The sequence below is a fragment of the Mammaliicoccus sp. D-M19 genome (assembly GCF_022386695.1).
Taxonomy (GTDB): domain Bacteria; phylum Bacillota; class Bacilli; order Staphylococcales; family Staphylococcaceae; genus Mammaliicoccus; species Mammaliicoccus sciuri.
In genome coordinates this window covers 755,428-780,571 of record NZ_JAJNHW010000001.1, presented here as the reverse complement: position 1 = coordinate 780,571, position 25,144 = coordinate 755,428, and the positions used below count along the sequence as shown (strand labels likewise).

The following is a 25,144-nucleotide window of genomic DNA, read 5'->3' as shown; positions in this document are numbered from 1 at the left end:
ATGTCTAATAATGAAAATCATATAGCTAGAAGGGATTTTCTAAAGCTTGCTGGTGTTGGAGGTGCAGGTTTACTGATAGGTTCTACTGGTGTAGGTGGTACTTTTCTTGCATCTCAATACTTTGCTAAAGATAAAAAAGGCGTAAAAAATAAAATCAATTTTTATGGTAAATACCAGTCTGGCATCACGACAGAACAACAAAAACATATTTACTTTGTCGTTCTGAGCATTAACAAAATGTCAGTTTCAGATGTTAAAGAAATGTTTAAAGTATGGACAAATTATAGTGTCCATTTAATGAATGGTGAATATGTAAAAGAGCTTGGTAAAAACAAAATGTTACCAAGTCCAGATACAGGGGAGGCGATTGGCTTAGATGCCAGTCGTCTGTCTCTTACTTTTGGTATAAGTCCTTCATTCTTTGAGAAAGTTGGATTGAAAAAGCATAAACCAGATTTATTAAAAGATTTACCACATTTTCCTAAAGACCAAATTGATGACAACTATTCAGGTGGAGACATTTGTATACAAGCATGTTCAGATGATCCGCAAGTTAATTTTCATGCTATCAGAAACTTAATTAGAGTGGCTAAAGGTGAAGTTTCAATGAAGTGGAGCCAAGCAGGATTTACCTCATTTGAAGAGAAAGATGGTAAAAAAGAAACGCCAAGAAATTTATTCTCTTTTAAAGATGGAACAGGTAATCCTGATGTCCAAAATAAAAATGATTTAAATGAGTATGTCTTTATACAAGATGGTTGGGCTGAAAATGGTTCATATTTAGTCGCAAGAAGAATTCAAATGTTGTTAGAAACATGGGATAGAACGGCTTTAGGTGAACAAGAAGCTACATTTGGTAGATACCGTCATTCTGGTTCACCAATTGGTAAAGAAAAAGAATTTGATACATTTGACCCTGATATTAAAGATAAAAATGGCGAGAACTTGATAGAAAAAGAGTCACATGTCAGTTTAGCAAAAGCATCTAAAACAAATTTATTAAGAAGATCTTTTTCATATTCAGATGGTATAAACGCAAACACAGGCGCTTTTGATGCAGGATTACTCTTCCTAGCATTTCAAAAATCACCTGAACAATTTATTAAAATCCAAAGTAAAATGGGTGCCATTGATAAATTAAATGAATATATTACACATCGAGGTTCAGGTATTTTTCTATGTTTACCAGGTGTCCAAGAAGGAGGATATTTAGGTGAAACGTTATTCAATCGTATTTAGTTTAGTCGCAATACTATTTATGCTGTTATCTTTGACCGCTAAAGCAGAAACGAGTTTAAGCGATATTTATATCAGTGTGACAGATGCCAAATCGGCTATACAAGATAAAGACGAAAAAGCATTCGACAAGCATTTCAAAGAGATTAAAGATAATTGGCAAAGTACGAATAAAAAAGACCATAAACTTGTGAAAAAAATAGATCAAGATATTGAAAAAGTTGAAAAAACAACGTCTCAAAAAGATAGAGAAAGTGCGCTAAATACACTGACTTCTGATTTAATTGATTATGAAAAAGTATTAAATCCTGTTGATAAACAGAAGAAACGAGATCAGTTACAAAATGAAATGCAGCCATTGATTAAAAATATAACAAAGGCGATTTCAGATAAAGATTTTGAAAAAGCAAAAACGATCAACAATCAATTAAATGCGACTTGGACAAAGAATGAAAAAATTGTTCGAGAAGAAGATATTGGCAGATATGGTCAAGTTGAAACCGCATTAATGTTTACAAGAATTGAATTAACGAAAGATATAGTAGACGCTAGTAGTGCACAAATGCAAGTCGATCAATTGAAAAAAGAACTTGATGATTATCATGTAGGGAAAAAATCAGATGCTAAAACAAGTGATCAAGATGTTAATATTTTAAATGAACATTTAGATACTGCTATTAAAAATATAAAAAATGATGATTTAGCTAAATCAAAGCAAGCGTTACAACAATTTATTATTGCATGGCCAAATGTTGAGAGTGAAATTAGCACGAGAAATGGTGCGTTGTATACTAAAATAGAACAAAAAATTCCTCAATATGCAGGTCAACTTGATGAAGATAATAAAGATGACATTGGTAGCCAGTTAGAAACACTCAATCAAGAAATTAAATCAACCATTTCTAAGACGAGCTATACATTTTGGGATGCAGCTTTAATCTTATTACGTGAAGGTGTAGAAGCATTGCTTATTATAATGGCATTGCTTACTGTAACACGTAAATCTGAACAAACAAAAGCATCAAAATGGATTGTTACAGGTAGTGTTATCGGTATTGTATTAAGTATTGCCTTAGCCTTCATATTTAAAGCAATATTTGAAAACTTAGGTTCAACAAGAGAGTTAACAGAAGGTTTAGTAGGTATAGGATCTGTGATATTAATGATCATCGTAGGTATCTGGTTGCACTCTAAATCAAGTTTAGATTCGTGGCAGAACTTCATCAATAAAAATATGGATAAAGCCATGTCTACTGGAAGTATCGTTACTTTCGGGTTAGTCGCTTTCCTATCTGTGTTTAGAGAAGGGGCTGAGACGATTATCTTCTATTTAGGTATTGTTGGGAAAATCTCAACATGGTCATTAATATTAGGAATTATCGTCGCATCCGTCATACTGGCGTTAATCGCAATCTTCTTTAACCAAATTACAAAATGGATACCAATACATCGCTTATTCTTTATCATGTCATTATTCATATTTATATTGGCATTTAAAATATTAGGCGTAAGTATTCATACATTACAAATATTAAATATAGTACCTCAACACACAATTAATCACTTACCATTCATAGACTTAATAGGATTTTATCCAACATACGAAACATTGATACCACAATTAGCATTAGTCATTTTAGTTGTGATTTATTATACAATGAGTAAGAAAAAATAGAGTAATTTAAAACGCTAAGACAAAAAGAATTGTCTTAGCGTTTTTAGTGTGTCGCCAAAGTCTTAGACTTTGGTGGTATTTTTTATGCGCATGCTTTCCGCGGGCATGTTCTCAGCCTGTAGTCTTCGAATCATACTGTTCCCGCAGGAGTCAGCGCTAAAAAATACCCTTTGAAATGATTTCTGTTTCAGATTTAGTACTTAAAAATCAATTTAGTTTTCGTGGTAATTGACATAATAAACTTGATCAATAAATTCTTGTATGAGTTCATCTTCATATTTATATGCTATCTTCTCACTCATCTTTTCATCTAAAATTATATTGTCACTTATATAATCTTGATAATGTCCAATTTCATGCGCTAAAGTTCTTAAAATATTTAAATCACTATCGAAAAGTGACATTTCTTTTTTTAATTGTTCATAGCTATTTGTGGAAACGACTATTCTCGGATACTTAAATAAAGATTTGGGATATTGGAAGTAACCATAAGAATCTTCGAGTTCTTTATGTGTAACTTTTTCGTACTCTAAAGTATAGAATTGTGCGATATGATAATTTAAATCATATAAAATTTCAGAAAGTGCACATTCCAATCTGTTTACAACAATGTTATAGCTCTTCTTAGCAACAAGATATTCTTCAATATTATATAAAGAATAATATATATGACGATTATCAAAGTCTACTTGGCAGTCTGAAAGATAACCATAAGAACTGATTGGAGCATCATGGATAATAATTTTAATGCTTTGATTTAATATGTTATTTCTATTAATCCATTTAATATAATTTCTGATGCTTTGAACTACACTTGTGTGATTACTTTTATTTATTACTGTTATTTTATTCATCTTCATCATCCTCAAATACTTCTTACAATAAATTATCTATATATTACAAATATTGTCAATTGCATTCTACATGCCTTTCATGACATTTGTCATATGATATTCGTGACAGTTTGTACTTATAACGGTTGGTGTGATTTTTTATAATATAGGTAACTTATAAAGGACGGTGATGATTGTGATTGATGTTCAAAATATAACGAAAATCTATAATCAGAAAAAAGTTGTGAGTGATGTTTCTTTTCAAATTAATGAGGGTGAGTGTACGGCTTTAATTGGTCCAAATGGTGCTGGTAAGTCTACTTTGATTGATATGATTATTGGTGACAGACATCCTAATGACGGGCAAATTATTAGTGATGATCAACAATTAGATAAGAAGCGGATGGGTATTTTGTTTCAAACGACGGCTTTTCCGGATGTGATGAAAGTTAAGGAGTTGTTTTATCTTTTTAAGTCTTTTTATAAAGATACGATTTCGATAGAAACTTTTAAAGAAATTACACGATTTGATAATGATAAACTTGAACAATTTGCTGCTAAACTATCTGGTGGCGAACGTAGAATATTGGATTTTACATTATCTATTATTGGAAAACCGGACTTTGTCATTTTGGATGAGCCGACAAGTGCGATGGATACTGAGATGAGAAAGCATTTTTGGAAAGTGATTGAGGAAATGAAGCAAGAAGGTAAAACGATATTTTATACTTCTCATTATATTGAAGAAGTTGAAAGAATGGCTGACCGTGTTGTTGTACTCAATAAAGGTGAGCTTGTTATGGATAGTACGCCTAGAGCGATACGTCATAGTGAAAACAAAACGATGATTCAAATTCCTTTATCGAAAAAAGAAGTAGTGAATATTCTTAAAAATGTTTCGGTTGAAGCATCTAAAGATATGCTCATCATTACCACTGAAGATGTAAATCCTGTTATTAAAGCTTTTATAGACTATGGCATTGATTTTAATGAGGTAGAAATTATTAAAGAGTCATTAATGGATACGATATTTTCAAAAAATGAAGAAAGGGCTTGATGAGATATGTTATGGGCGTATTTTAAATCTGAATTGTTATTGTTAACGAGAAAAAAATCATATTTAATACTTTCGATTATGTTACCGTTAGTATTTTATTTAATATTCACAGCGTTATTGGATTTACCTAAAGAATACGAAACTAAATTTTACAAAGAATATATGTTTAGTATGGCGACGTTCAGTTTAAGTAGTTTCTGTATTATGACGTTTCCATTAGAGATGATAGAAGATAAGAAAATAGGATGGTCAAAGAATTTATTCAAAACGCCTTTATCACCGAGTTATTACTATGCAGGGAAAGTAATGAAATTAATGTGCATGTTTTGTCTAGCCATTATCGCATTATTTTTAACAGGTGCTTTTTATAAAGGTGTTGAAATGTCAGCAGGCGAGTGGATTGGCTCAGGATTGATGTTATGGGTAGGATCTAGCATGTTTTTATCAATGGGCGTTCTCATATCTCAAATAAAAGATATCCAAAAAGCCAGTGCTATCGCGAATATCATATATTTAGGACTTGCTGTATTGGGGGGACTTTGGTTCCCAACAGATCAGTTTCCAGATTGGTTAAAGCACGTATCTTATGCAACACCAACTTATAATTTAAGAGAACTTTCTTTATCTGTGACAACTCAAGGTGGTATACACTTTGTTTCACTTCTTATATTGGCAATTTATTGTATACTGTTTATAAGTATTGCGTTGATTATACGTAAAAAGACGGAAGTGGTTTAATGACATTAATAGAAAGAATTAAAGAGAATCCTATAGGTTCATCAAACTTAATTTATCTCATCTTTCCGATATTGAGTTTAACAGTGCTTGGTCATAGAGGAGCTTTATGGAGCGGTATATTGGTTACCACTCTATTTACGATAAGTTATTTAATGATGATTTATGTAGATTTATCTAAAAGGAGCATGCTTAGAAGAATACTTTTAACGGTTCATTTTTTAGGTATATTTTATTTTGTAGATTATTTTAATGCTTCTCATTTATTATTCTTTTTCTATGCAGCTTATATTATTCCATATGTCTTTCAAACTAAAATGAAATCTATCGAAGTATTGATGTATATTGTGTCGTTTATGATTGCGATTTATATTATTGCAGTTGATCATAGAGACTATTTAATTATTATGATACCTATGAGTATTGTCATTATATTTATTATGTTTGGAAATTTTAAAGCGTTAGAATCTGAACAATTAAAGGAAGAAATTAGAAGTAAAAATGAACATATCAATACGTTAATTGCTGAACAAGAGCGAAATAGAATCGGACAAGATTTACATGATACGTTAGGTCATGTGTTTGCGAGTTTAAGTATTAAATCTGAACTTGCAATGAAGTTAGTGGATAAAGATATTAATAAAGCAAAAGATGAAATGGCATCTGTGAATGGATTATCTAAAGAAGCCCTTGTTAAAGTAAGAGCAATTGTAGATGATTTGAAGTTGCAGTCTTTTGAAGAAGAAGTGAAGACGATGGAGACATTGTTAGAAAATGCGAACTTATCATTTGAATTTAAAAATGCTGATCGAGCTCAGTCACTCAGTCCAACTCGGCAGTCAGCACTGTCAATGATTTTGAGAGAAGCGGTTAACAATGTCATTAAGCATGCACAGGCTACTAAAGTAACAGGTGAAATCGTTGAAGAAAATGAACATTTAACATTGGTAATCATAGATGACGGCATAGGTATGAAACACATTGATGAAGATGATTTTAAGAGTATCAAATATCGTGTTCATGCATTAAAAGGTCAATTAAAAGTAAGTAATTTAAATAAAGGATTAAAAATGACGATAACATTGCCTAGAGGGGATGACACATTATGATATCAATTGTTATAGCAGAAGACCAAGAAATGTTACGTAAAGCCATGGTTCAATTGATGGAGCTGAATGATGAATTAAATATTTTAGGAGACTTTTCAAACGGGGAAGATGCGTTGGAAGGAATTCAAAGTCACGAGCCAGATGTCGCGATACTAGATGTCGAAATGCCTAAAATGACAGGATTAGAAGTATTGAAAAAAGTAAAAGATTCAAATTTAAATACGAAAGTCATCATCGTTACAACTTTTAAAAGACCAGGATACTTTGAAAGTGCGGTAGCAAATGATGTTGATGCATATGTATTGAAAGAACGATCAATAGATGAACTTGTAGAAACAATTAAAAATGTGATGGACGGTAATAAAGAATATAGTGAATCTTTAATGACATCAATGTTTAAAGATAGAAACCCATTAAGTCCGAAAGAACAACTCGTATTGAAAGAAATAGGCAAAGGCTTATCCAGTAAAGAAATATCAAAAGAATTATATTTATCAGACGGCACAATCAGAAATTATACATCGATTATTATAGATAAATTAGAAGCAGATAACCGGTTTGATGCATGGCAGAAAGCAATAGAAAAAGGATGGATATAGTGAGGTGCAAGGGGAGTAAAGGTTATTAGGGAATTTCTGGACTGATAAATAAAATTACCGGTCCAGAAATGAGAAATACGGACCGATAAAAATAATTACCCACCCGAAAACGGGATTTTCAGACCGATAAAAAAATTTACCGACCCGAAAACGGAATTTTCAGTCCGATAAAAAAATTTATCGACCTGAAAACGGGATTACCAGTCCGATAAATGAAAAGCTGAGCCATCATTTGATGATGTGCTCAGCTTCCTTATTGATTATTTTGTTTTTACGGTGTGTATAAACTCATATAATCCGTTTAGTTGATCGAGCTGTTGATTACAATGTTCACTATCATGGCAAATGTAATTACCATTTTTAGTATATGTTCCATCACCTTTAGATTTCGTCGTAGATAGAAACATGGAAACATTGGATTCCTTCTTACATATACTACAGATTCCAGGCTTAATGGTTGGTGATAAATCGCCTGATACGCCTATCAATTTATCGTCTTCATAGAGCACGATAAATTTCTTTTGTTTACCAGAATCATTCCAACCTATATATGAAGACTCTTTTAAGTCTATGTTATCCCATTCTGGTTGTTTTAACTTTTTAGTCTTTTTAAAGATCTTTTCAAGTTGCTTACTTGAAGGCTGTTCAAATGGGACGACGTAGCTTTTAAGCCCAAATAATAATTTCTCAATTTGTGATCGAGAAATCTTTTTATTCATAATGATTTTTGTGAAATCTTCTATTTCTGAATACTTTTCCTCAAAAAGCTGAGAAATATGGTCGTATGTTATAGCTTGAAACGTATCGATTGTTTTTATATCATTTACAGATTTATAAACGTTAAATAACTGTTCTGATTTTTCTTTAATACTAACGAATTGATATGGTTTAATGTAATTATTCATATTAAATCCCTTCTTTTAAATTATTTCATTTGATCGTTGGGTATGAATAATTGTAGAGAACATGACACATTTAGTAGCATCTTAAGATCCCTCCTTATCAGACACTAGTATATCCCTTTAGTAATGTAATTTCAAATGTATATTATTATAAAAATTATTCGAAATAGTGTAAAATTAAAAGACAACCAAATATGGTTGGAATTTTTTATTATATGGAGGAATTAATTAATAATTGGGGACCACAATTAGTTTAATCACGTTTATTGTATTACTCGCTTTAACCGGATTCTTTGTTGCGACGGAGTTTGCGATTGTAAAGGTCAGGTCATCTAGAATTAACTATTTAGCAGAACAGAATTATAAGAACGCTCAACCAGCTAAAAAGGTAGTTGAACATCTTGATGAGTATTTAGCGGCATGTCAGTTAGGTATAACCATTACAGCACTCGGAATTGGTATGGTTGGAGAATCAACATTTGAGTTTATTTTGCATCCACTTTATAGTAGCTTTGGATTATCAGAATCGGTTATTCATATCTTAACTTTAGCAAGCGCATTTATTATTGCAACATATTTACACGTTGTAGTAGGAGAAATGGCGCCAAAGACTATCGCAATTCAAAAAGCTGAACAAGTTACATTGTTCTTTGCAAGACCGATTATACTGTTTTACAAATTATTATATCCTTTTATCTTTATTTTAAATGGGTCAGCAAGAATGATATTGAGCTTATTTGGTATGAAACCTGCGAAAGAATCTGAATTATATCACTCTGAAGAAGAATTGAAGATGTTGATTAAAGAAAGTCACCAAGGCGGAGAAATTTCATCAACAGAATTAGAACATATTAATAAAGTATTTATTTATGATGAACTTGTTGTCAAAGATTGTATGATTTCTAGAGACAATATGACAATGATCAATAGTAAATCTAGTCAACAAGAAGCCATTCAATTTGTGAAAAATGGTTATTATACAAGATATCCAGTGTATCAAGATGATAAAACGAATGTTATTGGATATATACATGCGAAAGATTTATTGAAAGACAACATACAAGATATAACTGAATTAATTCACGAAATCATATATGTCAAAGAGACAGACGCCATTCAAAACGTATTAGATAAAATGAAAAAACAACGTGCACATATCGCAATCGTTCATAATGAACAAGGTAAATTAGCAGGTATGATCACGATGGAAGACATACTTGAAAATATTGTCGGTAACATTGAAGATGAACACGATAAATAGACGTAAAAAGAACCTGAGCCAAAAAATGGCTCAGGTTCTTTTATTCTGACTGTTTCTTTTTTGGTGGCCATATGAAATACGAGATGGTGATGGCTAAATCAATAATGAGCACTATTGACCAAATGTGGATGACACCATCCATAGCTTCAGTCCTACTTTTGTCATGAATTAAGTAAATGATTAAATGTAGAATACCTGTCCCTATAATGTAAGAGAGTAAATGTTTGAACCAACTTTTCGCATACAGTTTCGCATACGCGAACCCACTAGGCTTCTCAGGTTTGCTACCTTCTTTCATGACATAATATCTGAAGCGGTCATCAGCCCATTGAATCATACTTTTACCAAAGACAATTGAAACGGATATATAAACAGCAGCAATCGCGTGAGGTGTTTCGGCAGTTGCGCCATTCATTAAATCAACAGCTGTTGTGATTAATAGAATCAAATCAATAACGGGTGTTAGTGCTAGAAAAATGAGCCCAAGCTTTTTCTGTCTGAATACATATCTTGTGACGAGTCCGAGTAGTATAACGACCCAGAATGCAACTTCACAAAAAATAATGAGCCATACAATAAAATTCATGGCTTATCCTCCTTTATTTCGTAAGCTTTGAAATTTCTTCGAATACAATTGCTTCAATATCTTCATTTGAGGTCTGTTTTGGATTTAACAATTTATGAAGTGCTAATCCATCAATTAATGCGTGAAGTCTCTTTGAATTAAGATGTATATTGCTGTTGTTTTTTAATAAGTTGTCGCGTTCTAAAATCGTTAATACCGTTGTACATAGTTCGTCTAATCCATCATCTAAAGTACTTTGTCCGTATTCATGGCTGTCATATCGAAAGGCCATCCATACTTCCATATCAGCTAATCTCTCTTCATCTAACGGTAAAACGGTGAGTAAACATGCTTTTACTTTATCAATTGTGTCTTGGTTATCAGACGTGAGTATTGCTTCGATTCTCCTTCTTACTTTTAGTTCTACTTCAGACATAACTGCACTGAGTAATTCTGAATGACTTGGAAAATAGTATCTAATTTGTCCAGGTGTCATTTGTGCGAGTTTAGCAATTTGTCTAACCGTAGATCCCTTTGCACCATTTTCAACAATTGACTGAAAAGCATATTGAATAATTTGTTCTTTTTTTTCTTTATGATTAATAATTTTTGGCATAGTAGAAGTCTAACATATTTTAATACACCTGTGTTAAATAAAAGTTTAAAAAATAAATTAAATTAATTAATAAAAATATAAAAATGCATTGACTTTAACGTTTGCAATACATATGATGAAATTATAAATTGAAATTTACAAAATCTTTACATTCTTTACAAATAATTAATATTAGGAGGTATGAGTATGGCGAATTTCTTGAAACCGGCTAAACATATAGATCCTCTGCCAAGTGAACAGGTAGATGATACATATAAGAAATTGAGACTTCAAGTCTTTATAGGTATATTTCTTGGTTATGCTGGTTACTATTTATTAAGGAAAAACTTTTCACTTGCGATGCCAGCATTAATTGATGAAGGCTTTAGTAAGACGGAATTAGGGTTTGCTTTATCAGCTATTTCAATTGCTTACGGTTTTAGTAAATTTATTATGGGTACAGTAAGTGACCGGAGTAACGCAAGAATATTTTTAACATTAGGTTTAGTATTAACGGCAATCGTTAATTTATTGATGGGTTTTATACCTGTCTTAACATCTAGTGTATTTATCATGTTTATTATGCTTTTCTTAAATGGTTGGTTCCAAGGTATGGGGTGGCCGCCATCTGGTAGAGTACTTGTACATTGGTACAGTGTTAGTGAACGTGGTGGTAAGACAGCAATTTGGAATGTCGCTCATAATGTTGGTGGTGGATTGATGGCACCAATAGCTTTATTAGGTATTTCGATTACAGGCACATTATCCTTTGGTTACTTAAAAGGCTTTGAAGGTGCTTTTATTTATCCAGCTATTATTGCATTAATTATTGCACTTGTTTCGTATATTCTAGTTAGGGACACACCTCAATCAATGGGATTACCACCAATTGAAGAATATCGAAATGATTATCCGAATAAAGAACAGAAATCTTTAGAAGTAGAGCTATCAACAAAAGATATTCTCTTTAAATATGTATTGAATAACAAATGGGTTTGGATGATTGCTATTGCAAATATCTTTGTTTATTTTGTTCGTTACGGTGTGCTAGACTGGGCACCTACGTATTTAAGTGAAGAAAAAGGTTTCGATTTAAATGCATCAGGTTGGGCATACTTCTTATATGAATGGGCAGGTATCCCAGGAACATTATTATGTGGTTATATTTCAGATAAAGTGTTCAAAGGTAGAAGGGGACCAGCAGGATTTATATTCATGTTAGGTGTGACAATCGCTGTCATTGTATATTGGTTAAATCCAGCAGGAAACCCATTAGTAGACAATATTGCATTAGTCGCGATAGGCTTCCTAATATACGGACCAGTTATGTTGATTGGCTTACAAGCATTGGATTATGTACCTAAAAAAGCAGCAGGTACTGCTGCGGGATTAACTGGATTGTTTGGTTATTTAGGTGGTGCTGTAATGGCTAATATCATTATGGGACTAACAGTTGATAAGTTCGGATGGGATTCAGGATTTTTATTATTGACAATCATTAGTGTCCTTGCAATGCTAAGTTTCATCTTAACTTGGAACAAACGTGGACAAGAAGTTGTAAAATCATAATATTATATGAACTGAGACTGGGGTAGTTGTACCTTAGTCTCTTTTTGTATTTAATGAAGTTGTATTAAGTCGAAATATCGAATGGTAAACGTTCGCGAAATTCGATGATACGATTCAATATATTCTCACTTAATAAATTGTATGATTCTTTCAAAATATTAAAACATTTACCTTAATCTGATTTTCTTCAATTTATATATTTACTGATTAAAGTTTTAGAATTATAATAACGTCATTATAATTCTATATTTTTACATAAGTAATTCGATGTTTACTTATGGGATTTGGATTAAATTTATTAAGATATCAAAGAATTAGGAGATTTGTTGTGAGAAATATATATGAAATCAAATACCTAAAATATTCTGCTACTAAATATCGCAATCATATAGGTATTTCATTTTTTGTAGTATTAAAGGGGCATGTTATGGTTACGATCAAAGAGAATAGTAACCAATATAAAGAAGGGGAAACGTTTGTTGTTAAACATAATGAGTGGTATAAACTCGATGTGCTAGAAGGGAATATTGTTGTACAAATTCATTTGTATGAGTCATTAATATCAACGATGATACCGGAGTTACTTTCATATCATCAGTATATACAAAACCAAACAGAATTAGTCACTTTAAGAGACCATTTAATATGCTTGTGTGATTTATATTTAATACAAGAAAACAACCGCAATTTAAAAATAATGAAGCAACTTATTACGATATTAGAATTTTATAGAGACCGTTTAACGGTTTATTCAAAAGAATGTCCAATTGTTAACCGACATATCAACCCGATAATTGATGAAATTAAAGATTATATATATGATCATTATAATGAACGTATAACCATCAATACATTTACCGATAAATATCATATTTCTGAATCGTATTTTTCGAAATTATTTAAAGAACAAATGGGTGTGAACTTTAAAGATTATTTAACGGACATCAGATTGTTAAATAGCACGTATGATTTAATTCATACACAAGAAAAAATAATCGACATATCTGAAAAACATGGATTTTATAATGTATCGTCTTATATTTATTCTTTTAAATTGTATTATGGTGTTACGCCAAAAAAGTATCGTGATATGATACAACGTAAACACGCACAAATTGAACGACAAAGCTTTTTTAATGAAGTAGATCATGAGCGAGATTTATCAGATGAGGAAGTTAAATATTATTTAAAAAGTTTCAAGAGGATTATTCAAGTATGATATGTATATAAAAATTTAGTATTTTTAACAAAATAAAACCTCCCAATCTATTTTAAGGTTAAACAGATTGGAAGGTAAATAGTTCGTATTAAGATTGTGCAATATATTTTTTGATAACTTCTTTGTTTTTTTCTTTGAAGATATCATTGTGGCTCGATACGCGACCGCCTGCTTGTGCTTCAGGATCGATATAGCTTTTAGCTAAGTTTGCAGCATTTGCGGCATCATTGAAACAAGAAGCAATCAAATGAACTTTCGCATCATGTTTAATGATATCCCCAGCACCGAATATACCAGGTACTGAAGTTTGACTGTTTCCTAAACCTTCAATAAAGAAATCATTAACTAAATTGACTTTTGTTTGTGCATTATGAAGTAACTCTGATTCACGATCAAAACCATGACTAATGATGACTTCATCAACAGGTACGATTTCTTGTTCATTTGTATCAACATGTTCTAAAACAACCTCTGTGATAACTGGTTTATTAGGATCACTGTTAAGTTGTTTAATAACCATACTTGGTTTTTTAGAGATATCAAGTTTATCTAATAATTGTTTCATATGTTCATGCCCAGAAATTTCCTCTTTTCTGTAGCAAAGCGTAACACTTTTCGCATATTCTGATAAATCACAAGCCCAATCTAATGCAGAGTTACCTGCCCCCGAAATTAATATGTGCTTGTCTTTAAATTTCTGGATAGACTGCACAACATAATTTAAATTGGACAATTCAAAACGCTCAGCACCTTCAATATCTAAAGTTAAAGGCTTAATTATGCCACCACCAACAGCAATAATGACAGATTTTGAATGATACTCATGACCTTTTTCTGTATATATAATAAAATGTTGTTCTTCAACTTTTTTAATATCAATAACTTTTTCTTCTAAGCACACTTCTGGACCGAAATGTAAGCCTTGTTGCACTAAATCTTGAATAACTTCATAACAAGGTTTTGGCGCAAGTGCCCCTATATCCCAAATGACTTTTTCAGGGTAGACATGCATTTTACCGCCTAATTTATTTTGGAAATCTATTATTCTTACGCTCATTCCTCTCAACCCGGAATAAAAACTCGCAAATAATCCCGCTGGCCCCCCACCGATAATCGTAACGTCTGTAATATTCATCAGTCATGATTCCTCCTAATTATTTCAACTTACGGTTATTATCCTATATTTGCAAATGATAATCAATATCAATGAAGGAATTGTCATAATTTTTTAATTAAATATATATGTGAATTTTTTTAGATGAATAAAAATTAGGTGGGAATACTTGTATGGGCGGGATTGATAGATAGATGACTGTATGGTCGAAAAATGAGTAGGTGTTAGAGACAGAATTCTGAGAAATGTCCCTTAGTGACCGCCCTCTAATTACCAGAATTCATAAAAAATGAAAGTTAACACACTGTCACATAATGAAAGGCTGAGACAATTTTTCCTGTCTCAGCCTTCTTATCAAACTTATGCGATTGGGAAGAGTGATTCTATGAGTTGAATGTTCTCTTCTGTTAAGTTCACTTCTAATGTTTTTAAGTTGTCGATAACTTGTTCGCCTCGTTTAGCGCCTGGTATGATCACATCTAATGATGGTTTTGTTAAATAATATGCTAACACAATATGCGCTACGTCTACGCCATGCTCTTGAGCGATTTCTCTAAGTTTGTCTACTTTTTTTAGATTTTCTTTAAAAGCTTCACCTTGGAATTCTGGTTTTTCTGCTCTTAAATCATCGAATGTTGTATTCTCATCATATTTACCAGCTAATAATCCTGCAGCTAATGGGAAATATGGAATAAATGTAATATCATGTTCTGCGGTATATTCTAAGATGTGTTCATTCTCACGATTTAATAAATTATATTCATGTTGAATAACATCTACATTACCATTTTTATTGGCTTCTTTAAGTTGTTCTAAAGTGAAGTTAGAAACACCGATTGCTTTAATTTTTCCAGCATCTTTTAATTCTTGTAAAGCTGCAACTGCTTCGTCTTTAGGTGTTTCATCATCTGGGAAGTGAATATAGTATAAATCTATATAGTCAGTTTGTAATCTTTTAAGGCTGTTTTCAACTTGTTCTTTTAAAAATTCAGGGTCGTTAGATAATTTCGTATCATCACCGTCAAAGTAGTGAGCGCCTTTAGTAGCGATAACGACATCTTCGCGATTGTATTCTTTAACGACTTCTCCGACAAGTTCTTCTGATCTTCCAGGACCATAGATGAAAGCAGTATCTAATAAATTAACGCCATTGTCTAGGGCAGCTCTTACAACATTTTTACCTTGTTCTTCATCTAGGTTTGGATATAAATTATGACCGCCAACAGCATTAGTTCCTAAACCAATTGGGTTAACTTCAATATTTGATTTACCTAATTTTACGCGTTTTGCCATTTCAATCATCCTTTTCTCATTGTTTGTTTTAAATTTGAATAAGTTTGAATTAAAATTCTTCATAAGTTGCTGGATCTTGATCTTTAAGTCGTCCATCAGCTTTAGTTAATGCATCGATTGCGTGTAAATCTTCTGATTCTAAATAGAAATCAAACACATCTAAATTTTGTAGTTGTCTTTCGTTAGATGTTGATTTTGGAATTGGGACAATACCATTTTGAATGTGCCATTTTAAAATGATTTGTGGAATTGTTTTATTATATTTTTCAGCGATTTTACCAATTTCTTTATCGTTTATAACTTCTGAAGCGCGACCTAGAGGACTCCAAGCTTCTATTATAATACCTTTTTCTTGATGATATTCGAGTACATCTTTTTGGTTGAAATAAGGATGTAATTCTATTTGGTTAACTGCAGGTAGTACACCAGTTTCTTTTTCTAATGTATCAATATGTTCTTCTAAGAAATTACATACACCTATAGATTTAATAAGGCCAAGTTTCTGTGCGTCTATGAGTGCTTTCCAAGCTTCTACATATTTGCCTTGTTTAGGGTTTGGCCAGTGAATTAAATATAAGTCAATATATTCTACACCTAATCGATAAATCGATTCTTGTATAGCAGTAATGGCTTGATCATAACTATGATAACGACCAGGTAGCTTTGATGTTACGATAATTTGATCGCGACTAACATGGCTTTCTTGTATCGCTTTTCCGACAGTACCTTCATTTTCGTAGTTATATGCAGTATCTAATATGCGATATCCATTGTTTAATGCGTTTACGATTGCATGCACACCAGATGATCCGTTCAATTTATACGTACCAAATCCTACTTGCGGTAACACTTGTCCATCATTTAAATGATAATTTTCCATGATAAAATGCCTCCTAAATAAATATAATGACTGTACACTTGTAAACTATATCATAACTATTTTTGTTGATAGGAATAATCAGCTTATAAATATTTTGGAAAACGTATTGAATTCATATAGTGAATGTAGTAAGATGTATCTCATTGCGCAAGATAAGTAGCTAATAGCTAGAGTCAAATTATTGAGAAAAGAAGGGTTAAAATGGAGCGTGTATGTGTCATATCATTAAGCATTATAGATGCAATCATGATACTCATGTTGGTACTGTTTAATACGGCAATTATTTCTAATATTTATGTATTAACAGTTTATGCTTTAATCATGGTACTGGTTTCTGGTTATATCGTATATTTAGCTATCAGTATGAAATGCGATCAATCTATTAATCAATTTGATCAATATTCTAAATAATTAAATTTAACGAGTAAAAATGTATATGATTGAAACTTCAACGAATAAGCCTTGATGGTTTATTCGTTTTTTTATTTATATAAAAATCGTAAATAGTATGTAAAAATGTAGTAACATACTTTTAAGTTGCATGTTATAATAATGATGCTTTTAATTAAACGAAAAGGGTGGACAATAAACAATGTTTTTAATCATCAACATAATTGGTTTGTTGGTATTCATTGGTGTCGCTTTTCTTTTTTCTAGAGACAAAAAGAATGTTGATTGGAAATCAGTCTTAATACTAATTGTCATTAACTTAGTATTAGCATGGTTCTTCACACAATTTTCTTTCGGAGCGAGATTCGTTAAAGGTGCGGCTGATGGCGTATCATGGCTTTTAGAATCTGCTTTTTCGGGAATTGGATTTGCATTTGGTAGCTTTACAGCACCAGGGCCAGGGAAAATGGATATGGCAGTTTCAGCGTTACTACCAATTTTACTAGTTGTACCAGTATTCGATATTTTAATGTATTTAGGTATTTTACCAAAATTTATTTCAATGTTAGGTTGGGTTATTTCAAAAATAACAAGACAACCTAAATTTGAGTCATTCTTCTCAATTGAAATGATGTTCTTAGGAAATACGGAAGCTTTAGCAGTTTCATCTAAACAATTAACATCTATGAATAAAGTCAGAGTACTTACGCTTGCAATGATGTCTATGAGTTCTGTATCAGGGGCAATTGTTGGTGCGTATGTCACGATGATACCAGGAGAATATGTATTAACGGCAATACCATTAAACATCATTAACGCGATTATTGTAACAACAATTTTAAATCCGTTTGATTTAGACCCAGAAGATGATGTTGTGGCTGAGATAGACGAAGGGGAAAAACAGCCATTCTTCTCATTTTTAGGTGATTCAGTCATCAATGCAGGTAAACTTGTATTAATCATTATCGCATTTGTTATCGCATTTGTTGCGATTGCGGACTTGATTAATAAATTACTAGGTATTATGGATCCAATTCCATATTTACCAAACATAAGATTAGAGTATATCCTCGGAATCTTTATGTTCCCATTCGCAATTTTACTTGGTATGCCAGTTGGGGAAGCATGGGTAGTTGCTCAACAAATGGCACTTAAGATAGTAACAAATGAGTTTGTTGTTATGAGCACGATTAGTAAAGAAATAAGTGAATATTCAACACATAGAGCAGCAGTAATTAGTACATTCTTAGTATCATTTGCTAATTTCTCTACTATTGGTATGATAATAGGTACTTTGAAAGGTATCGTTAAAGAAGATGTATCTAATTTCGTATCTAAATACGTACCAATGATGTTGTTATCAGGTATTTTAGTATCGCTGTTAACAGCAGCATTCGTTGGATTATTTGCTTGGTAAGTTCAATAAACACTTTTAAAGTTTAAACTTAAAAGCAACAAGCACATTTAATGTACTTGTTGCTTTTTTTATAAAGGGGGATATATCATGCTCAAAAAAGTATTAGATATATCGAGTATTGTTTTGTGGTTAATTTCTATTATATTAATTATGATTAACTTTGCCGATTTACCTGACAAAATACCGAGTCATTATAATTTTGCAGGAAATGCAGATGCATGGTCGACTAAGACTTTTATATTCTTTATGCCTGTATTAGGATTATTGATATGGCTTATACTTCATTATTTAGTCAGTAATCCAAAGATAGATAAATACATACATGTTCCATCACTTTATGATCAACCAAATAAAGCCCAAATAGAAAATGCTAAATTATTAATTTACTTTATCAAATTCGAAATGATGGCATTATTTACATTTCTCGTCATTAAAGACTTATATACAGCGCTTGGTATGCCTTTTAAGTTGGGTGTATGGGAAACGATCATTATATTAAGTGTGATAGGCGTGACGATTATCATATTTATGGCTCGAAATTATATGTTAGATAAAAATGAAAATACGAAATGAGTGAAAATATATGTCAGAATGTACTTGGCCAAATAGTGATTTAATGAAAAAATATCACGAAAATGAATGGTGTAGAATTAATAAAAATGATGATTACATCTTTGAGATGCTATCATTAGAAGGTGCACAAGCTGGTCTTTCTTGGGAAACGGTCATTCAAAAGCGAGAAGCATATCAAGTAGCTTTTAAACAATTTAAAATTGATCAATGTGCAGTGTTAACAGATGAAGCATTAGAACACATTAAAATTGAATATAATGTTATTAAACATATAGGTAAGATAAAGTCCGTAAAAAGTAATGCATTATTAGTTCAAGAAATACAACAAACATATGGCAGTTTTGCAGATTTTCTTTGGTCATATGTAGATGGCGAGCCAATTATAAATGAATGGCATGACATGTCAGAAGTGCCGGCAGAAACAGATCTTTCTATTAAATTAAGCAAAGACTTAAAGAAATTAGGTTTTAAATTTGTTGGTCCTAAAATCATGTATTCTTTCTTACAAAGTATCGGTATAATAGATGACCATCTCATCACTTGTCCATATCATAGTTATAATAGAAATAAAAAGGGCTGAGACAATGTTTAAACCTTGTCCCAGCCTCTTTATGTTATTTCAAAATTATGCATCTTTGTCATTATTAAGATTTGTTTGAATAAATGTTTCAACTGAATCACGTAATTCGTTAAAATGATCAATATCCATGTTTAAATCTTGGAATGTTTGATAGATATCTTCTAAGATTTGGCCTTGCGTTTTGATACCCAATTTAGTTAAAGAAACACGTAAATTTCTCTCATCATTAATCGCTCTTTCGCGATTAACGAACCCTTTTTCTTCAAGTTTCTTTAAAAGTGGTGTTAAAGTCCCAGAATCTAAGTATAGTCTGTCGCCTAAAGTTTTAATATTGATTACTTCGTTTTTATCTATAGCTACAAGAACGATATAACCTGTATAAGTTAGATTATATTTCTTCAATATTGGTGTATATTTTTTTATAAGCTCTTTTGACGCAACATATAACATGAATCCAAGTTGTTTGTTGATTGGTGGTATATCCATTTTATTATCCTCCTTACGTCAAAATTAAGCCTATTATGAAATGAAAACAAAGTCAAGTTATTTACGAAATGTTCATAAAATAGAAAAAATTATCGCACTCAATACAGTTTTATAAAATCTCAGTTTTCGCATTTATATAAAATTGAATTTTATAGAAATAAAAGTCCGATTGTAATGTTATTTTTGATACTCTATTATATATATAAAGATAAAGTGAGGTGTGTAGTATATGAATCAACAACGCTATCCTAAATCTATAGTTCAAGAAATTGTGATGAATGCTGGTTTAGTATTGTTAGAAGCGGGTTCGGAGGCTTTTCGAGTTGAAGATACAATGTATAGAATGGCTAAACGATTAGGATATCCGAATAATCAATGTTATGTCAGTTCAACAATTATAAATTTCGCTTTAGATATAGACGACAATATTAGAGTATATAGAGTCAGTAAAAGAGATACGAATTTAGGTAATATTCATCGCGTGAATAATATTTCTAGAATGTTAGATAAAGGGCAAATATCAGCTGAAGAGGCATTGAAGCGTATTCGTACTATACATAAATCCCCATTACCATACTCGTTACCGTTTAAAATGATTGCTGCAGGTTTTATTTCAATTTTCTTCCTATATTTATTTAGTGGACATAAAGAAGATATCATCGCCACATTTATTGGAGGTGCAATAGGTTATTCTATAGTAGAAATTCTACATTCATGGACACGTGTTAAATTTATAGCAGAAATTATTGCCGCGAGTGTCATCGCATTAATCGCCATTTATAATCAAATGTTATTTGGAGGAGATGCGTTAAATATTGCGATTATATCTGCAGTTATGCCGATCGTTCCAGGTGTGCTCATAACAAATGCGATTCAAGATTTATTTTTAGGTCAATTATTAGTGGGTATATCTAAAGGATTAGAAGCAACCTTTACTTCTATTGCCATTGGTGTCGGTGTAGGTATCGTGTTGTTAATATTCTCATAAGAGGTGAATTATGATTATAACGATAATATTAAACATTGTATTTAGTTTTGGTACGGCTTTCTTATTTGCTTTATTATTTAATTCACCTAAATATTTATTAACCCCTGCTGGTATAGTTGGTGCCATCGGGTGGGTTGCTTTTCAAACGGGTATGATGGTTAATGGTTCTGACGTACAATCTTCATTTATAGGCGGTTTGTTTATAGGTGTGGCAGGGCATATGATGAGTAGAAAATTCTTCTCGCCAGTTATTCTCTTTATTATTCCTGGTATCATACCACTTGTACCAGGTGGCACAGCCTATGAAGCGATTAAAAATTTAGTATTAAATGATTATCATGAAGCATTAATTACGATGATAAAAGTTGCACTTATCTCAAGTTCAATAGCACTTGGGTTACTCATAGCAGATTTATTATCGAAAGTTTACTATAAATATAAGAAACATCGACAATTAAATAAAGTTAAATAAAAAGGTTATCACGCATGTATTTGTAAATAATAAGCGTCATAACCTTTTATTTTTATTCGTAAATATATTTAAGTACTTCTAATGCTTGATCCACTGTCTCAACAGTTACATTAGCTTTGTTAGATAACTCTTTAAGCGGGTGAATTAAGTCAGTTGGTCGTATAAGTATTAACGGCTTGTTTAAAGCAATCGCCGTTGAAGCATCCATTGCTGTATTCCATTGTTTATATTTTTCACCAAATAAAGCAATGACAACATCAGCTTTATTCATTAATACTTGCGTACGAAAATTATTAATATCAGAAGCGGCATTATCTTTATAATAATTATTAGGTTGTTCACCTAAAATAGATTCGCCAATATTATCAGAACGATCATGGTTGGTTTGTGGACCAACAAACGTTAGTGGTAAATTATGTTGTTCAGCTTTCTGAGTGATTTCTTCTCTCCAATTATCATGAATTTGTCCTGCTAAATAAATCGTTAAATTTGTCATACGAATATTCACTCCTTTTTTATTAGTTTAACATATTTAAAACAATCGTTTTCTTTGATATGATTAGAAAAATATTAATAAAATAGTATGGAAGAAGGCTCTCAATATGCATACAATCGAAATAACAGCTATTCAAGAAAATGAAATAGAAGCTTTATCAACAATATGTAGAACGACTTTTAAAGATACATTTGTAGACGACATGCCACAAGAAGATATGAATCAATATTTTGAAGAAGCATACAATCATGAAACACTTTTAAGTGAATTGCAAAATAAAGAATCATGGTACTTCTTTGCCAAAATCAATCAAGAAATCGCAGGATACATGAAACTCAACATTGGATCAGCACAAACAGAACCAATGGGAGATGACTATCTAGAAGTACAACGTTTATACATGTATAAACAATTTCAGTCAAAAGGAATCGGCAGTGAACTCATGAAAAAAGCCTTTGAAATTGCTAAAGAACAACAAAAATCAAAACTGTGGCTAGGCGTATGGGAACATAATCACCAAGCACTCAAATTCTATACTAAGCATGGCTATAAAATAGTAGGATCTCATCAATTCGTAGCCGGTAATGACATATCAACCGACTATATCGTTGAGACAGAAATATAGAGATAAATATAATATAGGGGGGTAGAATATGCTTATATTTTTATTTATTTTAGCTTGCGGACTTTATGGTTATTATTTGGTTAACCGTAAAAGAAAAAAATAGAAGATGATATATAAAAAAGAGACCTAATTTCAGGTCTCTTTTTATTATGAAAATCGCAATAGAGATAATAAATTCTACATAAAATCTGAAAAGTAATCTCTATATTTAAAGTTAACATATGCACCAATTACAAACGTTATTATCAGAAAAACAAAGTTATATATCACTAAATCCCAATTATTAATAAAGAACCATTCTTTATATAGAATCGCTGAACGGTATCCTTCAGCAAGAAAATAAATAGGGTTATATTTGATGATATTTATGACAATTTTATTATCTGGTAGATAAAGAATAGACGATACAAAAAATAGCATTCTCATTAAAGCTTGTATAATCATTTGAGTGTCTCTTATTATGACGTTTAAAGTCGAAGTAAATATAGCTATAGATATCGAAAGTAAAAGTGCATATGGAATAAATATTAATAATTGTATTAAATATATAGATGGTGTAAATCCAGCAATAAAGCATATTAAAGTTATAATACCCAATAGCACTAAATGACTATAAAATTTACTCACTACGATATAACTAGGTAATATTGAAATTGGAAAGTTCATTTTTGCTACTTGATAATATTTCATACTAATAGACCTAGTTCCATCTAGGATCCCCTGATTAATAAAAAACCACATACTTATTCCAACTATTAACCAATAAATAAAGGGAATACCTTCTATTTGCTGATTACTTCTAAATCCTAGCCCAAAAATGAACCAGTATATTGCAATTTGGATCATAGGGTTTATTAACTCCCATGCCGTACCTAAATAGTTATTCGTATTTGCAATTCTAATTTCAAAATTAGCTAACCTTTTAATTAAATAAATATTTTTAACCTGTTCTTTTAAAATGAATACAAAAGATGACATACACGTGCGCCTACTTTATTTAATATTTATTATTTTTACATAATTTAACTATAATTCCATTTATTTGTAAATATTGTTTTGAAGTAGGTGCTGTTTGATGTAAAATTAATTTAAACGTAGTGAGTCATAGGTAGAATAGGTGTATTTGGGAGTGATTGCATTGCAATTTTTAATCATCTTTTTATTTATCATAGGATATACTGCATTTAACACGTGGGTACAGGTATATGGATTAAAGAGGTATAATAGAAAAGTTTCCAAAAAGCTATTTAGAACGATATTAGTAACAAATATAGTAATGTCTATATTATTTATTATTATCTTTGGTTACGCTTATTAATAAAGAGAGTTTTAATCGAAGATATTTGAAATCAAGTAGAATATTTTATCTTCATTATTTACTTATATTGAAATGAAAGAAGTGATTAATGTTAGGAGAGGTATTTATGATAAAAATACTCTTTATATTTTCAATTGATTTTGTGATTTATTATTTATTTTGGAAATTATACATTATCTGCGCAAAGTTTTTGAAACAACAAAGAAGAACAAAGAATAATTATATAGTAAAACATATATTACTTGCATCTGGGGAAAGACTTAGTCACGTAGATTTAATAGTCGTATTATTGTTAACTTACTTTAGTTGTAGATAGACCATTTTAAGATACTAATGCTATATTTGATGATGAATAAACAATAATCAAAAGTGTGATATTAGAGTTAAATATAATTCTATAGAAGGTGCAGATATTGATAAAATTCAACAAAATAACCAGTATCGAAAGTAACTCAATTATTAGGGATTTATTTCAAAATATATTGAACATAGAAAATATAAAAGATGTTGAAAAGTATTACAGTATAATTGAAAATGAACTGTATTCTGTTAGTAATAATGAATGTATAGTAGGAATAGTGGGGTTAATCAGTACTGAACAAGAAGTTGTGATTAAACATATTGCCATTCAGAATCACATACAGAATAAAGGGCTAGGAACTGAGATTATAAATGAAATTCATCAATTATTCCCTAAACGGAAGTTAGTAGCTGAAACGGATAATGACGCAGTAGGTTTTTATACTAAACTAGGTTTTAAAATTATTTCTTTAGGAGAGAAATATCCAGGAATTATTAGATATAAGTGTATCAAAGAGTTCTGAAAGATATAAAAATAAGGTGATTAATGTATATTTTACACATGACATGATATGTAATAGATGGTATTATGTAATAAATAGAAAGAATTGTTATAATTTAACATTTTATCTCATCTTTATATGAAGTAGTGCTTGAACTTATTAATGGTGTTGGCTAAAAGTCGCCTATTATTTTTTATAATTCTCTTGCCAATGAGAAAAGTAAGCTATTGCACATTCATATATGATGGGTGCAACGATGTGCACAAAAGTAATAACTGTATTAACCCCCTCACTATTGCCGTAGTGAGGGAGTTTTTAATGCAATGTTTCATTTACTGTTAGTTTGGACTTGAT

The 25,144-nt window shown here is 31.2% G+C and carries 28 protein-coding genes; 17 read left to right on the top strand and 11 right to left on the bottom strand.

What is annotated here, in order from left to right; genetic code table 11:
* Both efeB and LQ675_RS04035 read left to right on the top strand, forming a co-directional pair.
* Nucleotides 1-1,239: an iron uptake transporter deferrochelatase/peroxidase subunit gene (efeB, locus tag LQ675_RS04040; protein ID WP_239726596.1), complete on the top strand. Its 1,239-nt coding sequence runs from the start codon at nucleotides 1-3 to the stop codon at nucleotides 1,237-1,239.
* Nucleotides 1,214-2,911: an FTR1 family iron permease gene (locus LQ675_RS04035; RefSeq protein ID WP_239726597.1), complete on the top strand. Its 1,698-nt coding sequence runs from the start codon at nucleotides 1,214-1,216 to the stop codon at nucleotides 2,909-2,911. The genes efeB and LQ675_RS04035 overlap by 26 nt, the downstream gene beginning before the upstream one ends.
* A 212-nt stretch (nucleotides 2,912-3,123) precedes the next feature.
* Here LQ675_RS04035 and LQ675_RS04030 read toward each other — a convergent pair whose 3' ends face one another.
* The gene (locus tag LQ675_RS04030) at nucleotides 3,124-3,765 is read right to left on the bottom strand and encodes a hypothetical protein (protein ID WP_075577712.1); all 642 of its coding nucleotides are present in this window, start codon (nucleotides 3,763-3,765) and stop codon (nucleotides 3,124-3,126) included.
* A gap of 175 nt (nucleotides 3,766-3,940) precedes the next feature.
* Between LQ675_RS04030 and LQ675_RS04025 the strand changes: the two genes are divergently transcribed.
* Genes LQ675_RS04025 through LQ675_RS04010 form a run of 4 tightly spaced genes read left to right on the top strand, consistent with a single transcriptional unit; the run spans nucleotide 3,941 to nucleotide 7,244 of the window.
* On the top strand, nucleotides 3,941-4,801 hold the full coding sequence (locus tag LQ675_RS04025) for an ABC transporter ATP-binding protein (RefSeq protein WP_239726598.1): 861 nt from the start codon (nucleotides 3,941-3,943) through the stop codon (nucleotides 4,799-4,801).
* A gap of 6 nt (nucleotides 4,802-4,807) precedes the next feature.
* Nucleotides 4,808-5,539, top strand: coding sequence for an ABC transporter permease (locus tag LQ675_RS04020; protein WP_048541792.1), 732 nt, complete (start codon nucleotides 4,808-4,810; stop codon nucleotides 5,537-5,539).
* Nucleotides 5,539-6,645, top strand: coding sequence for a sensor histidine kinase (locus LQ675_RS04015; protein ID WP_239726599.1), 1,107 nt, complete (start codon nucleotides 5,539-5,541; stop codon nucleotides 6,643-6,645). Before LQ675_RS04020 ends, LQ675_RS04015 begins: the two co-directional genes overlap by 1 nt.
* A complete protein-coding gene (locus LQ675_RS04010; RefSeq protein WP_207593216.1) occupies nucleotides 6,642-7,244 on the top strand; it encodes a response regulator transcription factor in 603 nt (200 codons plus the stop codon). The genes LQ675_RS04015 and LQ675_RS04010 overlap by 4 nt, the downstream gene beginning before the upstream one ends.
* A gap of 260 nt (nucleotides 7,245-7,504) precedes the next feature.
* On the opposite strand, the gene LQ675_RS04005 is transcribed toward LQ675_RS04010, so the two are convergent.
* Nucleotides 7,505-8,149 carry a FusB/FusC family EF-G-binding protein gene (locus LQ675_RS04005; RefSeq protein ID WP_058591683.1) on the bottom strand — a complete coding sequence of 215 codons (645 nt, stop codon included), beginning with the start codon at nucleotides 8,147-8,149 and terminating at the stop codon, nucleotides 7,505-7,507.
* Nucleotides 8,150-8,381: 232 nt separating this feature from the next.
* Here LQ675_RS04005 and LQ675_RS04000 point away from each other — a divergent pair, with 232 nt between their 5' ends.
* Nucleotides 8,382-9,407, top strand: coding sequence for a hemolysin family protein (locus LQ675_RS04000; RefSeq protein WP_048541799.1), 1,026 nt, complete (start codon nucleotides 8,382-8,384; stop codon nucleotides 9,405-9,407).
* A 40-nt stretch (nucleotides 9,408-9,447) separates the two neighbouring features.
* Here the strand turns inward: LQ675_RS04000 and LQ675_RS03995 are convergent, their stop codons facing one another.
* Both LQ675_RS03995 and LQ675_RS03990 read right to left on the bottom strand, forming a co-directional pair.
* Nucleotides 9,448-9,993, bottom strand: a complete 546-nt coding sequence (locus LQ675_RS03995; protein ID WP_048541801.1) for a hypothetical protein — start codon at nucleotides 9,991-9,993, stop codon at nucleotides 9,448-9,450.
* 13 nt (nucleotides 9,994-10,006) lie between these two features.
* The gene (locus tag LQ675_RS03990) at nucleotides 10,007-10,588 is read right to left on the bottom strand and encodes a TetR/AcrR family transcriptional regulator (RefSeq protein WP_239372208.1); all 582 of its coding nucleotides are present in this window, start codon (nucleotides 10,586-10,588) and stop codon (nucleotides 10,007-10,009) included.
* A 186-nt stretch (nucleotides 10,589-10,774) separates the two neighbouring features.
* On the opposite strand from LQ675_RS03990, the gene glpT reads away from it, so the two are divergent.
* Nucleotides 10,775-12,136 (top strand): glycerol-3-phosphate transporter, encoded by a 1,362-nt coding sequence (gene glpT / locus LQ675_RS03985; RefSeq protein ID WP_048541804.1) that lies wholly within the window; start codon nucleotides 10,775-10,777, stop codon nucleotides 12,134-12,136.
* Nucleotides 12,137-12,464: 328 nt separating this feature from the next.
* Complete coding sequence (locus tag LQ675_RS15035; RefSeq protein ID WP_239726600.1) at nucleotides 12,465-13,355, top strand: helix-turn-helix transcriptional regulator; 891 nt, start codon at nucleotides 12,465-12,467, stop codon at nucleotides 13,353-13,355.
* 88 nt (nucleotides 13,356-13,443) lie between these two features.
* Here LQ675_RS15035 and LQ675_RS03975 read toward each other — a convergent pair whose 3' ends face one another.
* From LQ675_RS03975 to LQ675_RS03965, 3 genes are all read right to left on the bottom strand, one after another.
* On the bottom strand, nucleotides 13,444-14,484 hold the full coding sequence (locus LQ675_RS03975) for an NAD(P)/FAD-dependent oxidoreductase (RefSeq protein WP_048541908.1): 1,041 nt from the start codon (nucleotides 14,482-14,484) through the stop codon (nucleotides 13,444-13,446).
* Nucleotides 14,485-14,829: 345 nt separating this feature from the next.
* Nucleotides 14,830-15,762, bottom strand: coding sequence for an aldo/keto reductase (locus tag LQ675_RS03970; protein ID WP_048541910.1), 933 nt, complete (start codon nucleotides 15,760-15,762; stop codon nucleotides 14,830-14,832).
* 49 nt (nucleotides 15,763-15,811) lie between these two features.
* Nucleotides 15,812-16,642 carry an aldo/keto reductase gene (locus LQ675_RS03965; RefSeq protein ID WP_239726601.1) on the bottom strand — a complete coding sequence of 277 codons (831 nt, stop codon included), beginning with the start codon at nucleotides 16,640-16,642 and terminating at the stop codon, nucleotides 15,812-15,814.
* A 201-nt stretch (nucleotides 16,643-16,843) separates the two neighbouring features.
* On the opposite strand from LQ675_RS03965, the gene LQ675_RS03960 reads away from it, so the two are divergent.
* The 4 genes from LQ675_RS03960 (at nucleotide 16,844) to LQ675_RS03945 (ending at nucleotide 19,602) form a co-directional block, all read left to right on the top strand.
* On the top strand, nucleotides 16,844-17,053 hold the full coding sequence (locus LQ675_RS03960; protein WP_048541810.1) for a hypothetical protein: 210 nt from the start codon (nucleotides 16,844-16,846) through the stop codon (nucleotides 17,051-17,053).
* Nucleotides 17,054-17,234: 181 nt separating this feature from the next.
* Complete coding sequence (locus LQ675_RS03955; protein ID WP_048541811.1) at nucleotides 17,235-18,449, top strand: NupC/NupG family nucleoside CNT transporter; 1,215 nt, start codon at nucleotides 17,235-17,237, stop codon at nucleotides 18,447-18,449.
* 87 nt (nucleotides 18,450-18,536) lie between these two features.
* Nucleotides 18,537-19,022 carry a DUF1648 domain-containing protein gene (locus LQ675_RS03950; RefSeq protein ID WP_075577718.1) on the top strand — a complete coding sequence of 162 codons (486 nt, stop codon included), beginning with the start codon at nucleotides 18,537-18,539 and terminating at the stop codon, nucleotides 19,020-19,022.
* A gap of 10 nt (nucleotides 19,023-19,032) precedes the next feature.
* Entirely contained in the window at nucleotides 19,033-19,602 is a 570-nt protein-coding gene (locus tag LQ675_RS03945; protein ID WP_049319661.1) for a DNA-3-methyladenine glycosylase I, read from the top strand.
* A 45-nt stretch (nucleotides 19,603-19,647) separates the two neighbouring features.
* Here LQ675_RS03945 and LQ675_RS03940 read toward each other — a convergent pair whose 3' ends face one another.
* The gene (locus tag LQ675_RS03940; RefSeq protein WP_239726602.1) at nucleotides 19,648-20,088 is read right to left on the bottom strand and encodes a MarR family winged helix-turn-helix transcriptional regulator; all 441 of its coding nucleotides are present in this window, start codon (nucleotides 20,086-20,088) and stop codon (nucleotides 19,648-19,650) included.
* A gap of 229 nt (nucleotides 20,089-20,317) precedes the next feature.
* Between LQ675_RS03940 and LQ675_RS03935 the strand changes: the two genes are divergently transcribed.
* A complete protein-coding gene (locus LQ675_RS03935; RefSeq protein ID WP_048541818.1) occupies nucleotides 20,318-21,076 on the top strand; it encodes a threonine/serine exporter family protein in 759 nt (252 codons plus the stop codon).
* Nucleotides 21,077-21,086: 10 nt separating this feature from the next.
* On the top strand, nucleotides 21,087-21,548 hold the full coding sequence (locus LQ675_RS03930; protein WP_078355474.1) for a threonine/serine exporter family protein: 462 nt from the start codon (nucleotides 21,087-21,089) through the stop codon (nucleotides 21,546-21,548).
* A gap of 52 nt (nucleotides 21,549-21,600) precedes the next feature.
* Here the strand turns inward: LQ675_RS03930 and LQ675_RS03925 are convergent, their stop codons facing one another.
* Nucleotides 21,601-22,044: a YtoQ family protein gene (locus tag LQ675_RS03925; protein ID WP_025905009.1), complete on the bottom strand. Its 444-nt coding sequence runs from the start codon at nucleotides 22,042-22,044 to the stop codon at nucleotides 21,601-21,603.
* 106 nt (nucleotides 22,045-22,150) lie between these two features.
* On the opposite strand from LQ675_RS03925, the gene LQ675_RS03920 reads away from it, so the two are divergent.
* Nucleotides 22,151-22,669 (top strand): GNAT family N-acetyltransferase, encoded by a 519-nt coding sequence (locus LQ675_RS03920; protein WP_048541823.1) that lies wholly within the window; start codon nucleotides 22,151-22,153, stop codon nucleotides 22,667-22,669.
* A gap of 177 nt (nucleotides 22,670-22,846) precedes the next feature.
* Here LQ675_RS03920 and LQ675_RS03915 read toward each other — a convergent pair whose 3' ends face one another.
* Nucleotides 22,847-23,647 carry an ABC transporter permease gene (locus tag LQ675_RS03915; protein ID WP_048541824.1) on the bottom strand — a complete coding sequence of 267 codons (801 nt, stop codon included), beginning with the start codon at nucleotides 23,645-23,647 and terminating at the stop codon, nucleotides 22,847-22,849.
* Nucleotides 23,648-24,391: 744 nt separating this feature from the next.
* Here LQ675_RS03915 and LQ675_RS03910 point away from each other — a divergent pair.
* The gene (locus LQ675_RS03910; protein WP_081359308.1) at nucleotides 24,392-24,811 is read left to right on the top strand and encodes a GNAT family N-acetyltransferase; all 420 of its coding nucleotides are present in this window, start codon (nucleotides 24,392-24,394) and stop codon (nucleotides 24,809-24,811) included.
* A gap of 165 nt (nucleotides 24,812-24,976) precedes the next feature.
* Here the strand turns inward: LQ675_RS03910 and LQ675_RS03905 are convergent, their stop codons facing one another.
* Nucleotides 24,977-25,063 carry a type I toxin-antitoxin system Fst family toxin gene (locus LQ675_RS03905; protein ID WP_107611038.1) on the bottom strand — a complete coding sequence of 29 codons (87 nt, stop codon included), beginning with the start codon at nucleotides 25,061-25,063 and terminating at the stop codon, nucleotides 24,977-24,979.
* Between the last annotated feature and the right edge of the window lie 81 nt (nucleotides 25,064-25,144).